The organism is Allobosea sp. NPDC055332 (genome assembly GCF_053645455.1).
The window spans coordinates 97,493-112,219 of record NZ_JBSHMO010000004.1 but is presented as its reverse complement, the minus strand read 5'-3'; the positions used below and the strand labels follow the sequence as shown (position 1 = coordinate 112,219).

Annotated in this window: 7 protein-coding genes; 4 read left to right on the top strand and 3 right to left on the bottom strand. The window is 68.4% G+C overall.

Annotation, left to right across the window (positions count from 1 at the left end; all coding sequences use genetic code 11):
* Nucleotides 1-136 precede the first annotated feature (136 nt).
* Together ACWIGM_RS22200 and pbpC are read left to right on the top strand one after the other, a co-directional pair.
* Entirely contained in the window at nt 137-5,383 is a 5,247-nt protein-coding gene (locus ACWIGM_RS22200) for an alpha-2-macroglobulin family protein (RefSeq protein WP_454028139.1), read from the top strand.
* A gap of 76 nt (nt 5,384-5,459) precedes the next feature.
* Nucleotides 5,460-7,649, top strand: coding sequence for a penicillin-binding protein 1C (gene pbpC / locus ACWIGM_RS22195; protein WP_454028747.1), 2,190 nt, complete (start codon nt 5,460-5,462; stop codon nt 7,647-7,649).
* Nucleotides 7,650-7,652: 3 nt separating this feature from the next.
* On the opposite strand, the gene ACWIGM_RS22190 is transcribed toward pbpC, so the two are convergent.
* The 3 genes from ACWIGM_RS22190 to ACWIGM_RS22180 all read right to left on the bottom strand — a co-directional run bounded on the left by ACWIGM_RS22190 (nt 7,653) and on the right by ACWIGM_RS22180 (nt 12,976).
* Nucleotides 7,653-8,633: a tripartite tricarboxylate transporter substrate-binding protein gene (locus ACWIGM_RS22190; protein ID WP_454028138.1), complete on the bottom strand. Its 981-nt coding sequence runs from the start codon at nt 8,631-8,633 to the stop codon at nt 7,653-7,655.
* Between the two features lie 147 nt (nt 8,634-8,780).
* Nucleotides 8,781-11,855: an efflux RND transporter permease subunit gene (locus ACWIGM_RS22185; RefSeq protein WP_454028137.1), complete on the bottom strand. Its 3,075-nt coding sequence runs from the start codon at nt 11,853-11,855 to the stop codon at nt 8,781-8,783.
* Entirely contained in the window at nt 11,852-12,976 is a 1,125-nt protein-coding gene (locus ACWIGM_RS22180; RefSeq protein ID WP_454028136.1) for an efflux RND transporter periplasmic adaptor subunit, read from the bottom strand. The genes ACWIGM_RS22185 and ACWIGM_RS22180 overlap by 4 nt, the downstream gene beginning before the upstream one ends.
* 136 nt (nt 12,977-13,112) lie before the next feature.
* Here ACWIGM_RS22180 and ACWIGM_RS22175 point away from each other — a divergent pair, with 136 nt between their 5' ends.
* Together ACWIGM_RS22175 and phnC are read left to right on the top strand one after the other, a co-directional pair.
* A complete protein-coding gene (locus tag ACWIGM_RS22175; protein WP_454028135.1) occupies nt 13,113-13,727 on the top strand; it encodes a TetR/AcrR family transcriptional regulator in 615 nt (204 codons plus the stop codon).
* Nucleotides 13,728-13,877: 150 nt separating this feature from the next.
* On the top strand, nt 13,878-14,696 hold the full coding sequence (gene phnC / locus ACWIGM_RS22170; protein ID WP_454028134.1) for a phosphonate ABC transporter ATP-binding protein: 819 nt from the start codon (nt 13,878-13,880) through the stop codon (nt 14,694-14,696).
* The last annotated feature ends 31 nt before the right edge of the window (nt 14,697-14,727 follow it).

The following is a 14,727-nucleotide window of genomic DNA, read 5'->3' as shown; positions in this document are numbered from 1 at the left end:
GGCTCTCTTGGCCGCAAGCCGAGTTGCGCCCGACGCGCCCGGTGCTAGCTTCGCGTGGCCCGATGCGATGACCCGTCATCACGTCGACGCCTGCCGCGGCAATAATCGGGCCGCCCGCCTTTTCGGAGACCGAGCCATGCGCCATCTCGTCCGTCTCGCACTCCTGCTTGGCCTGACTGTCGCCGCCGGACCTGCTTTCGCTCAGAAGGCCTATGTCCGGCCCGATCTGGCCAGCGACGGCCAGCGCCTGGAAGAGCGCCTGAAGCGCGAGGTCTCGGTCGGCCAGCGTCCCTTCGCCACCCTGCTGCGCGACGGCAGTGCCGCCCTCAATCGCGGCGACGCCCGCGCCGCCCTGCCGCTCGCCAATGCCGCGGCGGTCGCCGATCCCGCCAATCCAGGCGGCTGGCGCCTGATGGCGCAGGCGGCGAGCGGCATCGAGCCGCGCGATTATCGCGAGCGCTACGAATTGCGCGAGCGCGCGATCAGCGCCGCCTATCTCGCCTATCAGCGCTCGACCTCGCGCCCGGACGAAGCCTCCTCGCTCGGCGTGCTCGCCCGCGTCTTCGAGAAGCACGAGCTCTGGCGCCCGGCGCTGACCACCTATCGCCTCAGCCTCGACCTCGCCGACAATGCCTCGCTGCGCACCGATTACGAGGCGCTGCGGGCCCAGCGCGGCTTCCGCCTGACCTCCAACAAGGTCGATTCCGACGCGGCGAGCCCGCGCGCCTGCTTCGAATTCTCCGAGCCGCTCTCGCGCGGCCGTGTCGACTTCACGCCCTATGTCGCCATCACCGGCAAGGGCGATTTCGCCGTCACCGGCGAGGAGCGCCAGCTCTGCGTCGACGGCCTGCGCCATGGCGAGCGCTACAGCTTCGTCATCCGCCAGGGCGTGCCCTCGGCCATCCCCGACGAGAAGCTGCTGAAATCGGCCGACTACGAGGTCTATGTCCGCGACCGCGCCCCGTCCGTGCGCTTCACCGGGAAGAACTACGTGCTGCCGCGCACCGGCCAGCAGGGCGTGCCGGTCGTCTCGGTCAATGCCGACAGCCTCGATCTCGAGGTGATGCGCATCGGCGACCGCAACCTGATCGGCTCGGTCCATTCCGACGATTTCCTCAGCCAGCTCGGCAGCTACAACGCCAGCCAGATCGCCTCGGACAAGGGTTCGAGCGTCTGGAAGGGCACGATGGCGGTGAAGTCCGAGCTCAACAAGGACGTCACCACCGCCTTCCCGGTGCTGGAGGCGGTCGGCCGGCTCCAGCCCGGGGTCTATGTGATGTTCGCCAAGCCGACCGGCAGCACACGGACCGCCAGCTCCTCGGACAGCGACGGCGACTATGACGACGGCACCACACGCGCGACGCAATGGTTCGTCGTCTCCGATCTCGGCCTGACCTCCTTCTCCGGGCCGGATGGCGTGCATGTGCTGGTGCGCTCGCTCGCCGACGCCTCGCCGGTCGCCAATGCGGAACTGCGCCTGATCGCAAGGAACAACGAGGTGCTGGCGACCGTCCGCTCCGACGCGAACGGCTATGCCCGCTTCGACGCAGCCCTCGGCAAGGGCCAGGGCGGCAATGCCCCCGGTCTCGTCACCGCCAGCGTCGGTGAGGATTACGGCTTCCTCGACCTGAAGCAGACCGCCTTCGATCTCTCGGATCGCGGCGTGAAGGGCCGCGTCGCCCCGGCCGGCCTCGACGCCTTCCTCTATACCGAGCGCGGCGTCTATCGCTCCGGCGAGACCGTCTACCTGACCACGCTGCTGCGCGACGCCAAGGGCGCCGCCGTCTCCGGCCTGCCGCTGACGCTCGTCGTCAGGCGGCCGGACGGCGTCGAATATCGCCGCCGCCAGGTCGAGGATCAGGGTGCCGGCGGCCGCGCCCATTCGATCCCGCTGATCTCCGGCGCCCAGACCGGGACCTGGCGCGTCCAGGCCTATTCCGACCCGAAGGGCGCCGCGATCGGCGAGATCTCCTTCCTGGTCGAGGACTATGTCCCTGAGCGGCTGGAGCTGACGCTCGCCCCGAAGAAGCAGGTGCTGCAGGCCGGCGAGCCGGCCGAGATCGACGTCAATGCCCGCTATCTCTATGGCGCGCCCGGCTCCGATCTCGACGTCACCGGCTCGATGACCGTGCGCTCGGCGGCGCAGACCGCCATCCCCGGCTTCGCCGGCTATGAGGTCGGCCTGACCGACGAGGCCTTCGAGCCGCAGCAGGCCGAGTTCGAGGACGCCGCCAAGACCGGCGCCGACGGCAAGGTCACCATCGCCAATCCGGTCGCCCAGCCCGAGACCAACCGGCCGCTCGAAGTCGAATTGACCGTGCGCGTCGGCGAGCCCGGCGGGCGCGCCATCGCCCGTTCCGTCACCATGCCGATCGTGCCGAAGGGCGCCGCCATCGGCGTGCGCAAGGCCTTCAAGGAGGGCGAGCTCGGGAATGGCCAGACCGCGACCTTCGACGTGATCATGGCCCAGGGCGACGGGCGCCGCCTCGCCCGCCAGGGCGTGAAATGGACGCTGTCCAAGGTCTCCCGCAACTATCAGTGGTTCTACCAGGACGGCCGCTGGAACTATGAGGGCGTGAAGACGACCCGCCGCGTCGCCGATGGCGAGATCGCCGTCGCCGAGAACGCGCCGGCCCGCATCTCGGCCCCGGTGCAATGGGGCAATTACCGGCTCGACGTCAGCGCCGATGGCGGCGAGGCGACCGAGACCAGCGTCTCCTTCAATGTCGGCTACGAGACCGAGAAGACCGCCGACCAGCCGGATGTGCTCGACGTCGCCCTGGACAAGCCGTCCTACGGCAATGGCGAGAGCATGCAGGTGCGCTTGACGCCGCGCTTCGCCGGCAAGGCGACGCTCGCGGTGATGAGCGATCGCGTCGCCGAGATCCGCACCGTCGACGTGCCGGCCAATGGCACGACCGTGACCATCCCCGCCAAGTCGGACTGGGGCGCCAGCGCCTATCTCGTCGTGCTCGCCCATCGCCCGATGGATACCGCTGCGCAGCGCATGCCCGGCCGCGCCATCGGCCTCGCCTGGTTCAGCGTCGGCAAGGACGAGCGAAACCTCGCCATCGATCTTGGCGCGCCCAACCTCGTGCGACCGCTCTCGACGCTGTCGCTCCCGGTGAAGGTCACCGGCGCGAAAGCAGGCGAAGAGGCCTTCATCACCGTCGCGGCGGTCGATATCGGCATCCTCAACCTGACCCGTTTCGAGAGCCCCGATCCGAGCAAGTACTTCTTCGGCCAGCGCCAGCTCGGCCATGAGCTGCGCGATCTCTACGGCTATCTGATCGACGGCATGCAGGGCGCGCGCGGCGCGATCCGCTCCGGCGGCGACGCCGCCCCGCAGCTCAATGGCGAAGCGCCGACGCAGGAGCCGCTGGCGCGCTATTCCGGCGTGGTCAAGCTCGGGCCGGACGGTACCGCCAAGGTCGATTTCGAGATGCCGGCCTTCAACGGCTCGGTTCGCGTCATGGCCGTGGCCTGGAGCGCCGGCCGCACCGGCCAGGCCAGCGCCGACGTCTTCGTGCGCGACCAGATCGTGGCCCAGGCGACATTGCCGCGCTTCCTGGCGCTCGGCGACCAGTCGCGCTTCCACCTGCAGATCGACAATGTCGAGGGGCCAGCCGGCTCCTATCTCGTCGATCTCGACGTCAAGGGCCCGGTCGTCGTCGCCGCAGACGCGACCCGCCGCAGCATAATCATGGCCGCCGGCGCCAAGAGTTCGCTGACGATCCCGGTCACAGCCGCAGGGCTCGGCCGCGCCAGCTTCGACGTCAAGGTCACCGGCCCGAACGGCATCGGCACCGTGCAGAACCTCGCCGTGCGGGTGCAGCCCTCGACCCAGACGATCGCGCGCCGGATCGTCCGCCCAATCCCGGGCGGCGGCTCGCTCACCGTCTCCTCCGACCTGATGGCCGATCTCGTGCCGGATTCCGGCGCGGTCTCCGTCTCGGTCTCGCCGGTCGCGGCGCTCGACGTCGCTTCGGTGCTGAAGGCGCTCGACCGCTACCCCTATGGCTGCACCGAGCAGACGATCAGCCGGGCGCTGCCACTGCTCGTCGTCAACCGGCTCGCCTCGATGGAGCAGCTGGCGCTCGACGGCAATGCCGATGAGCGCGTCAATACCGCGATCGAGCGGGTACTCGCGCGCCAGGGCAATAACGGCTCCTTCGGCCTCTGGGGCGTCGGCGGCGAGGACCTCTGGCTCGACGCCTTCGTCACCGACTTCCTGACGCGGGCCCGCGAGCGCCAGTTCGCCGTGCCACAGACGGCGTTCAACATGGCGCTCGACCGCCTGCGCAACCAGGTCGTCAACACCGGCGAGGTCAACAAGGAAGAGGCAGCCGGCATCGCCTATGCCCTCTACGTGCTCGCCCGCAACGGCCGGCCAGTAATGGGCGATCTGCGCTATCTCGCCGACAACAAGCTCGGTGATTTCGGCTCGCCCCTCGCCCGCGCCCAGATCGGCGCCGCGCTCTCGCTGCTCGGCGACCGCACCCGCGGCCGCGCGGCTTTCACCAGCGCGCTGGGAACGCTGCAGCAAGCCAGCGATGACGGCCTGTCACGTGCCGACTATGGCTCGCGGCTGCGCGACGGCGCCGGCATCCTCACTTTGATCGCCGAGAGCAATGGCGAGCGCGCCGACCTCTCCCGCGCCGCCGACGTCGTCCAGAACGCGCGCCAGAATGCGCGCTACACCTCGACCCAGGAGAACATGTGGATGGCGATGGCCGCGGCCGCCATGGCCAAGGACGCCGAAGGCATGGCGCTGACCATCGACGGCGCCGAGCGCAAGGGCGCCTTCTACCGCACGGTCCCGCAGGCCTCGCTGGAGGCCAGGCCGCTGGTCATCGGCAACCCCGGCACCGCCTCGGCCAATGCGGTGATCACCGTCTCCGGTATCCCGTCAACGCCGGAGCCGGCGCTGAACCAGGGCTTCGGGCTCGAGCGCACGCTCTTCACCATGAAGGGCGAGCGGGTCGATCCCTCGCGCCTGCGCCAGAACGAGCGCTATGTCGTCGCCCTCAAGGTCACCGAGCCGGCAGCGCGCTATGGCCGCCTGCTGCTGGTCGACCCCGTCCCGGCCGGCCTGGAGATCGAGAACGCCAAACTCACGGAGGGCGCCTCGGTCGAGGGGCTCAACTGGCTGAAGCAGGAGGTCTCGCCTGTCCATACCGAGGCGCGTGACGACCGCTTCGTCGCGGCTTTCGAACGCAGCGGCGGCAAGAACGATCCGCTGGGCTACACGGTCGCCTACATCGCCCGGGCCGTCTCGCCCGGCCGCTATGTCGCGCCGGCGGCGGTGATCGAGGACATGTACCGCCCTGACCGCTTCGGGCGGACGGTCTTCGGCACGATCGAGATCACGTCGGCGCGGTGACCTCGTGACGGCGCGACCGGACGAGCAGGACGCCTCTTCCTTCTCCCCTCGGGGGAGAAGGTGGCAGCGCGTAGCGCTGACGGATGAGGGAAGTCAGGCGCAAGCCGACAACAGCCTCACCCAGTCGCGCCGCCCTCATCCGTCTGCTTCGCAGACACCTTCTCCCCCGAGGGGAGAAGGAAGGCGCGCCTGGCTTGGTCGGCTCACCTATGCCGGCGCAGGCGCCCTTGCCCTAGCGGCCGCCACCGCCGCCTCCCTCCTCTGGTACGCCTCCACCCTGCCCCCGATCGACTTCGCCGCCGCGCGCGACCGCTCGACCGTGGTGCTCGATCGTGAGGGCAAGCTGCTGCGCCCCTTCGTCACCAATGACGGGCGCTGGAAGCTGCCGGTCGGTGCTGACGACGTCGATCCGCGTTACCTCGCCATGCTCAAGGCGTTCGAGGACAAGCGCTTCGACGGCCATGCCGGCATCGACCCGCTCGGCGCCTTGCGGGCCGCGGGCCAGATGCTGGCGAGCGGCCGCATCGTCTCCGGCGGCTCGACCCTGACGATGCAGGTCGCGCGCCTGCTCGAACCGCGCCAGGAGCGCTCGCTCGCGGCCAAACTGCGGCAGGCGGTGCGCGCGGTGGAGCTGGAACGGCGCTTCAGCAAGACCGAAATCCTCGACCTCTACCTCACCCTCGCCCCCTTTGGCGGCAATCTCGAGGGGGTACGCGCCGCGAGCTTCGCCTATTTCGGCAAGGAGCCGAAGCGGCTCTCGACCGCCGAGGCGGCACTGCTGGTCGCCCTGCCGCAATCGCCGGAGACGCGCCGGCCCGACCGTTTCCCGGAAATCGCGCGCAAGGCCCGCGAGCGCGTGCTCGCCCGCGTCGAGGCGGCGGGGCTTGCGACACCGGACGAGGTCGCTGCCGCGCGCGAAGAGCCGATCCCGACCGCGCGAAAGCCCTTCCCGAATCTCGCTCCGCATACGGCAGAACAGGTCGTCGCTGAGGCGCCCGAGCAGCGCAGTCAGCGCCTGACCATCGATGCGCGCTGGCAGGCGAGCCTGGAACAGCTCGCCCGCGAGCGCGCCATCGGGCAGGGCCCGCAGCTTTCGATCGCCATCCTCGTCGCCGACAATGAGACCGGCGAGATTCGCGCCTCGGTCGGCGGCGTCGACTATTTCGACGCCGGGCGCGCCGGCTCGCTCGACCTGACGCAGGCGCTGCGCTCGCCCGGCTCAGCGCTGAAGCCCTTCATCTACGCGCTCGCCTTCGACAACGGCCTCGCCCATCCCGAGACGATGCTGGAGGACCGGCCGACCCGCTACGGCCTCTATGTCCCCGAGAATTTCGACCTTGGCTTCCAGGGCATGGTCAGCGCCCGCAAGGCGCTGCAGCTCTCGCTCAATTTGCCGGCGGTCGAACTGCTCTCGGCCCTCGGCCCGCAGCGCTTCCTGTCGCGCTTGAAGGACGCCGGCGCGGCGATCGCCATGCCCAAGGATGGCGGCGCGCCCGGTCTCGCCATCGGCCTCGGTGGTCTCGGCATCACGCTCGCCGACCTGACCCGGCTCTATGTCGGGCTCGCCCGCGGCGGCGAAGTGGTGCCGCTGCATGTGAAGCCGGCGAGCGGCGTGGCGGAGCCGCCGCTGCGCCTCGTCGAGCCGGTCGCCGCCTGGTATGTCGCCGATACCTTGCTGGGCGCGCCGCCGCCACTCAACGCCCCGCCCGGCCGGATCGCCTACAAGACCGGCACCTCCTATGGCTATCGCGATGCCTGGGCCGTCGGCTTCGACCGCAAGCGCACGATCGGCGTCTGGGTCGGCCGGCCCGACAACGGTGCGGTGCCAGGCCTCGTCGGGCGAGTGGTCGCGGCGCCGATCCTGTTCGACGCCTTCGCCCGCATCGGCCTCGATCCCCATCCCTTCGTGCAGCCGCCGGGCACGATCGCCGCCAGCAGCGCGACCCTGCCGCCGCCGCTCCGGCACCTGCGCCAGGATGTGCCGAAGACGGTCGCTGCGTTGGCGACCCCGGGCCTGAAGCTCGCCTTCCCGCCCGAGGGCGCGAAGATCGATCTCGCCGCCTCGGCCCTCGATGGCAGCCCTCAGCTCAACCTCAAGGTCTCCGGCGGCGTCGCGCCCTTCACCTGGCTGGTCGACGGTGCTCCGGTGATGTCGGCGGTCAAGCGTCGCGAGGCCGCCTGGCAGCCACCGGGCAAGGGCTTTGTCCGGATCTCAGTGATCGATGCCGCCGGCGCCAGCGAGAGCGTCTCGGTCAGGCTGCAATAGCCCTCACTCGATCTTGACGCCGCTCGCCTTGATGATCGGCGCCCAGCGCTCGATCTCGGCGCCGACGAAGCTGCGCAGACCGGCGGGCTCCTGCAATTCGGCCGAGGGGATTTCGGCACCGAGCTCGTTGAGCTTGGCCTTCACCGTCGCGTCGGCAAGCGCCCCCTTCAGCGCCTGGTTGAGTTTGGCGACGACCGGCGCAGGAGTATCTTTCGGCGCGAACATCGCATTCCAGACCTCGACCTTGAAGCCGGGCACGCCGGCCTCGGTGCTGGTCGGGACGTCCGGCAGCGCCGTCGCCCGGGCGGCCGAGGCGACGGCGAGCGTCTTAATCGTCCCGGCGCGGTGCTGCGGGGCGACGTTGACCGCCTGGTCGCAGAGATAGTCGACCTGGCCGGCGACGAGGTCGTTCATCGCCGGGCCGGTGCCGCGGTAGGGCACACCGTTCGGCTTGACCCCGACGACGGTGTTGAACAGCAGGCAGGTGGTGTGGCTGACCGAGCCGACGCCGGCATGGGCGTTGCTGGCAGCCTTCTCGTTCGCCTTCACCCAGGCGACGAACTCGGCGAGCGTCGCGCTCGGGTGGGTCTTGCGGACGGTCAGGAAGATCGGGTTGGTGTTGACCAGCCCGACCGGGGCGAAGTCCTCGACCGGCCGGTATTTCAGGTTCGGATTGAGCGAGACCGCCGCGGCATGGGTGCCGGTATGGCCGATCAGGATGACATGGCCGTCGGCGGATGCGGCCATCAGGCGCTGCCCCGCGAGCGTGCCGGCGGCCCCGACCGCGTTCTCGATGATCACCGGTTGGCCGAGCGTGCGGCTCATATGCTCGCCGACCAGCCGTCCGACCACATCGGTCGGGCCGCCCGCGGCGAACGGAATCAGCATGGTGACCGGCTTGCTCGGGAAGGTCTGCGCCTGCGCGATCGAGCTCGCCATGCAGGCGGAAAACGCCGCGGCCTTGAGCCAGAAACCAATCCTCATGCCGTTCCTCCCGTTGATGTCACGGGCAGCACCTGAGTTCTCGCTCATTGGGCGCCGCCGCCCGGACGGTTAGCGTCGGGCGGCGGTGAAAGCGAATAGACGTTTCCGCTAAGGGCTATCCGGATATCCTCTACCCGGAATCGCCGATCATTCCGCCGGCTGCGGATGGGCCTCGGCGGGCGCATGGCGCGAGCCGTGCTTGCTCCGCGCCATGTAGCTGTAAGCCACCGGCACGACATAGAGCGTGAGCAGCGTGCCGAAGGTCATGCCGCCGACGATCACCCAGCCGATCTGCGAGCGGCTCTCGGCGCCGGCGCCCTCTGCCAGCGCCAGTGGCACGGCGCCGAGCACCATCGCGCCCGTCGTCATCAGGATCGGGCGCAGGCGCAATTCCGCCGCCTCGACCAGGGCGTCGACGAGTTCCCGGCCCTCCTCGCGCAGCTGGTTGGTGAATTCGAGGATCAGGATGCCGTGCTTGGTGATCAGCCCGACCAGCGTGATCAGGCCGATCTGGCTGTAGACGTTGAGCGTGCCACCGGAGAAGTAGAGCGCCGCGAGCGCACCGGTGAGCGAGAGCGGCACCGAGACCATGATCACGACAGGATCGACGAAGCTCTCGAACTGCGCCGCCAGCACCAGATAGATGAAGCCGAGCGCCAGCAGGAAGACCAGCAGGATCGAGGAACCCGACTGCTTGAACTCGCGGCTCTGGCCGGAATAGTCGGTCTGGAACGAGGTCGGCAGCACCTTGGCGGCCCCCTGCTCCAGGACGCTCAGCGCATCGCCGAGCGAATAGCCCGCGCCCGGCACCGCCGTGATCGTCGCCGAGCGCAGCTGGTTGAAGCGGATCAGCTCCTTCGGCGCGACGTTCTCCTCGACCTGGACCAGGCTGGAGAGCTGCACGACCTGGCCGCCGCGGCCGATCAGATAGATCGACTGCAGCGCCTGCGGGGTGTTGCGGTCCTCGCCCGCGACCTGCAGCATCACGTCGTACTGCTTGCTGTTCATGTTGAAGCGGGTGACCTGGCGCCCACCCAGCAGCGTCTCCATGGTACGGCCGATCACATCGACGCCGACGCCGAGATCGGCGGCGCGCTGGCGATCGATCGAGACCTTGATCTGCGGCTTGTCGAGGATGAGGTTGCTCTCGATGTTCGTCAGCGCCGGATTGCCCTGCACCTCGGCGATCAGGCGATCGACGTTCGCCTTGATCTCGGCATAGCTGTCGGAGGAGCGCAGCACGAACTCGACCGGCTTGCTGTTGGCGCCACCCTGGCCGAGCGAGGGCGGATTGGTCGCGAACAGGCGGATGCCGGGGATCTGCGACAGCCCCTTGTTGATCTCGGCGACGAGGTCCTGCTGCTTGCGGTGACGCTCTTCCCAGGGCTTCAGGCGCGCGAAGGCGATCGCCCGCGTCACGTCGGGGAAGCCGACGATGACGAGGTAGCTGTCGACCTCCTGGATCTTGCTGAAATAGTCCTCGACCCGCCGGGCATAATCGGCGGTGAAGGCCATGGTCGCGCCTTCGGGCGCGACGCCGATCGCGGTGATGGTGCCGCGATCCTCGACCGGCGCCAGCTCGGAGCGCAGATTGGTGAAGAAGAAATAGCTGCCGCCGGCAACGCCGAGCGCCAGCAGCACGATCACCGGCCGGATCGACAACGCAAAGCGCAGCGAGCGGCGATAGCCGCTGGCAAGCGCCTCGAAGAAGCGTTCCAGCGCATTGTAGAGGAAATTGTGCTTGTTCTCGTGGCGCAGCAGCTTGGCGCACATCATCGGCGTCAGCGTCAGCGCGACGAAGCCGGAGACCAGCACCGCGCCGGCGAGCGTCAGCGCGAACTCGACGAAGAGCTTGCCGGTGCGCCCGGTCGAGAACGCCATCGGCGCATAGACCGCGACCAGCGTCAGCGTCATCGCGACAACCGCGAAGGCGATCTCGTTGATGCCCTTGATCGCCGCCTTGGTCGGCTCCATCCCCTCTTCGATGTGGCGATGGATGTTCTCGAGCACGACGATGGCGTCATCGACGACGAGACCGATGGCGAGCACCATCGAGAGCAGGGTCAGCGTGTTGACGGTGAACCCCATCGCATACATCAGCGAAAAGGCGCCGATCAGCGAGACCGGAATGGTAACGAGCGGGATCAGCGTCGCGCGCATCGAGCGCAGGAACAGGAAGATGATCAGCACGACGAGGACGACTGCCTCGCCGATCGTCGAATAGACCGCCTTGATCGAACGGTCGATGAAGATCGAGGTGTCGTAGGAGGTCGCGATCGACATGCCGTCAGGCAGGTCCTCGCGGATACCCGGCAGCGCCGCGACCACGCCGGCGGAGACGTCGAGCGGATTGGCCGTCGCCTGCTTGACGATGCCGATCGTCACCGAGGGCTCGCCGCCGAACCAGGCGGCGTTGCGTTCCTCGCGCGCACCGAGCTCGACCTTGGCGATGTCACGCAATTTGACCGGGAAGCCGCTGGCGTCCTTGACCGTGATCTCGCGGAACTGCTCCGGCGTGATCAGGCTGGTCTGCGACAGCACGGTGAATTCGCGGTCGTTGCTCTCGATCCGGCCGGAGGGGATTTCGACGTTCTGGGAGCGCAGTGCCGCCTCGATCTCCTGCACGGTGATGGCATAGGCCGCCATGCGGGCGCGATCGAGCCAGATGCGCATGGCGAACTGGCGCTGGCCGAGAATGCGGACCTCGGCGACGCCGGTGATGTTCTGGACCCGGTCGGAGATGAAGCGGTCGGCGAAGTCAGTCAGCTCCAGCGGCGAATGCCGCTTGCTGGTCAGCGACAGATACATCACCGGCTGGGCGTCGGCCTCGACCTTGGCGATGATCGGCTCGTCGATCTCGTCGGGCATGCGCCCGCGCACGCGACTGACGCGGTCGCGCACGTCGGAGGCGGCGACATCGGGGTCGACGTCCGGGCGGAAGCGCACCGAAATCTGGCTGCGTTCCTGGCGGCTGGTCGAGTTGATGATCTCGATGCCTTCGATACCGGCAATCGAGTTCTCCAGGATCTGCGTGACCTGCGTCTCGATGATCTCGGCGCTGGCGCCGCGATAGACCGTCTGCACCGAGACGATCGGCTCGTCGATGTTCGGATATTCGCGCACCGTCAGGCGCGTATAGGAGACGAAGCCGATCAGGACGACGAGCAGGCTGAGGACGGTCGAGAGGACCGGCCGGCGGACGAAAAGCTCGAACAGGCTCATTGCTGCGCGGTACCTGGCTGCACGACGCCCGGCAGCGAGCTGGTCTGGACCGAGGCCTTTTCCTTGATCGCGACATTCGAGCCGTCGCGCAGGCGCATCTGGCCGGCGGTGACGATCTGCTGGCCCGTCTTCAGCCCCTTCACCACCTCGACCTTGCCGAGCAGGCGCTTGCCGAGCTCGACCGGCATGCGCCGGGCCTTGCCATTCTCGATGACGAAGACCGCCTTGCCGACGCCATCAGGCACCACCGCGGTCTCCGGCACGAGCAGCGCGTTGTCGCGCTTGTCGACCACCACGGTGACGCGGGCGAACAAGCCGGGCTTCAGCACGAGGTCGGCATTGGGGATCGTGGCGCGCAGTCTGACGGCGCGGCCGTTGACGTCGACCACCGGGTCGATCGCGAAGACCTGACCGGTGAAGGGCCGGTCGGGTACCGCGTCGACCTTGAGCTGGATCGGCTGGCCGACCTTGACCTGCGTCAGGAAGATCTCGGGCACGCGGAAATCGACCTTGATCGGGTCGATATTGGTCAGCGTGATCAGCGGCTTGCCGATCGAGACGAAATCGCCGACGCCGACAGCGCGCAGGCCGACCACGCCCGTGAACGGCGCCTTGATGGTCGCCAGAGCGAGCTTGGCCTGGACCAGCTGGATCTTCGCCTCCTGCGAGGCGAGCTGCGCCGTCGCCTGCTCCAGCGCGACCTGCGTGCCGGAGCCGCGCTGCACCAGCGAGCGGTTGCGGTCATGGGTGTCGCGGGCGAGCGAGAGATCGGCCTGGGCCTGCTTGAGCTCGGCGTCGAGCATGGCGGTGTCGAGCATGACCAGTTTCTGGTCCTTGGCGACCCGCTCGCCCTCCTTGAAGCCGAGCGCCACGACGCGGCCGGCGATCTCCGGCGCGATCACCACGGATTCGTCCGCGGCGAGCGTGCCGAGCGCCTCGACCTCCTCGTTGACCGAGGCGAGCTCGATCGTGCCGACCTCGACCGGCACGCCGGCGCCCTGACCGGGGCCGGTTGCTTGCGCCTGCGCCTGCTGGCCACTGCCCTTGAAGTGGTTGCGGTAGCCGTAATACCCGCCGCCCGCCAGCCCGGCGACAAGGATAAGGAGGAGAAAACGCTTCATCAGGCTGGACGCTCCGGTAGTACGGACATATTCTAGACTGGACGGTCTAGTTTGATAAGCACCCTTTAAGGGCGGAAGCGTGACGGAATGATCAATGCACGGACGCGGTAGCGCCCCGGCTGCAGAAGCAAGACAGATGCCGGCCGAAAAATCACGGCCGGATAAACATGACGCGATCACGAAGGCCGCTTCGGAGACGTTCCTAGCCGAGGGCTTCGACCGCGCCAGCCTCGACCAGATTGCCCAGCGCGCCGGCGTCTCCAAGCAGACCATCTACAGCCATTTCGCCGACAAGCAGGCGCTGTTCCTGGCGATTTGCTCCGAACTCACTGAAAAGCTGACGATTCCATTGCGCCAGCCGGCGAGCGCGACCGGTGATCTGCGCAGCATTCTGCTGCGCCTCGGCGAAGACGCGCTGGCGATGATGCTGCATCCGGCTTCGCTCGATCTGCATCGCCTGATCATTGGCGCCACCGCCCGGTTTCCCGAACTGGGACAGGCCGCCTACGAGGCCGGAGCGGGGCGGATGATCGCGGATCTCTCCGCCTTGCTCGCGCAGCGTTCACGATCGGGTGATGGCCTGCCGCGGGCGCTCACCCGCGATGAGGCCGACAGGCTTGCCGAGCAGTTCATCGGCATGCTGCGCGGCTTCCACCAGGTCCGAGGCCTGCTCGGCGTCGAGCTCGTCCCTCCCACCGAACGCAGGACTTACGTCGCCACCTGCGTCGACCTGCTCCTGCGCGGAGCCTGACAAGCCGGCTCGGCGCGTCGGCGCGAGCGATATGGTTGACGTCTGGTGACCATCCTCCCGCTCTGACCGTCCCGGAATGCGCCGTCTGCTGTCACGGCGCTGTCATCTGCCGCCGATACCGCATCATCCCGCAATCGCGGGAGAGTGTTGATGCTGCGTATCGAGGGTCTGACCAAGCGTTTCGGTGGCAAAGCCGCCGTCGACAACGTCACCCTATCGATTCCGCGCGGCGAGATGGTCGGCATCATCGGCCGCTCGGGCGCCGGCAAGTCGACGCTGCTGCGCATGCTCAACCGCCTCGCCGACGCCAGCGACGGCCGCATCCTCAGCGAGGAGCGCGACGTCACCGCCCTGCGCGGCGCAGCGCTCAGAGCCTGGCGCCGCGACACGGCGATGATCTTCCAGCAGTTCAATCTGGTCGGCCGCCTCGACGTGCTGACCAATGTCCTGCTCGGCCGTCTCAACCACCGCTCCGCCGCGCTGACGCTGGTCAAGAGCTTCTCGCAGGACGACAAGGTCCGCGCCATCGCCGCGCTCGAGCGGCTCGACATGGGCCATCTCCTCGCGCAACGCGCCGAGACCCTCTCCGGCGGCCAGCAGCAGCGCGTCGCCATCGCACGCGCTTTGGTCCAGGAGCCGAAGATCATCCTCGCCGACGAGCCGATCGCCTCGCTCGACCCGCGCAACACCCAGGTCGTCATGGACGCGCTGTTCCGCATCAATCGCGAGGACGGCATCACCGTGGTCTGCAATCTCCACCATCTCGACATCGCCGCGAAGTACTGCGACCGCCTGATCGGCATGGCCGGCGGCAAGGTCGTGTTCGACGGTCCGCCGCATGCCCTGACCAGCGAGCTCGCCGCCGAGCTCTACGGCATCGAGGCCAAGGACGCCGGCGCCGAAGCGCTCGATCAGCTCGACGCCATCGCCACCGAAGAAGCCCAGCGCGCCAAGCAGACCGCCGCCTGAAGCAGTCGGCCCGCGCTCGAAGCCTGCAACC

Coding starts and splice junctions, on each gene's coding strand:
- ACWIGM_RS22200 (WP_454028139.1), top strand. CDS start 137: ATGCGCCATCTCGTCCGTCTCGCACTCCTGCTTGGCCTGACTGTCGCC.
- ACWIGM_RS22190 (WP_454028138.1), bottom strand. CDS start 8,633: ATGAGGATTGGTTTCTGGCTCAAGGCCGCGGCGTTTTCCGCCTGCATG.
- ACWIGM_RS22185 (WP_454028137.1), bottom strand. CDS start 11,855: ATGAGCCTGTTCGAGCTTTTCGTCCGCCGGCCGGTCCTCTCGACCGTC.
- ACWIGM_RS22180 (WP_454028136.1), bottom strand. CDS start 12,976: ATGAAGCGTTTTCTCCTCCTTATCCTTGTCGCCGGGCTGGCGGGCGGC.
- ACWIGM_RS22175 (WP_454028135.1), top strand. CDS start 13,113: ATGCCGGCCGAAAAATCACGGCCGGATAAACATGACGCGATCACGAAG.
- phnC (WP_454028134.1), top strand. CDS start 13,878: ATGCTGCGTATCGAGGGTCTGACCAAGCGTTTCGGTGGCAAAGCCGCC.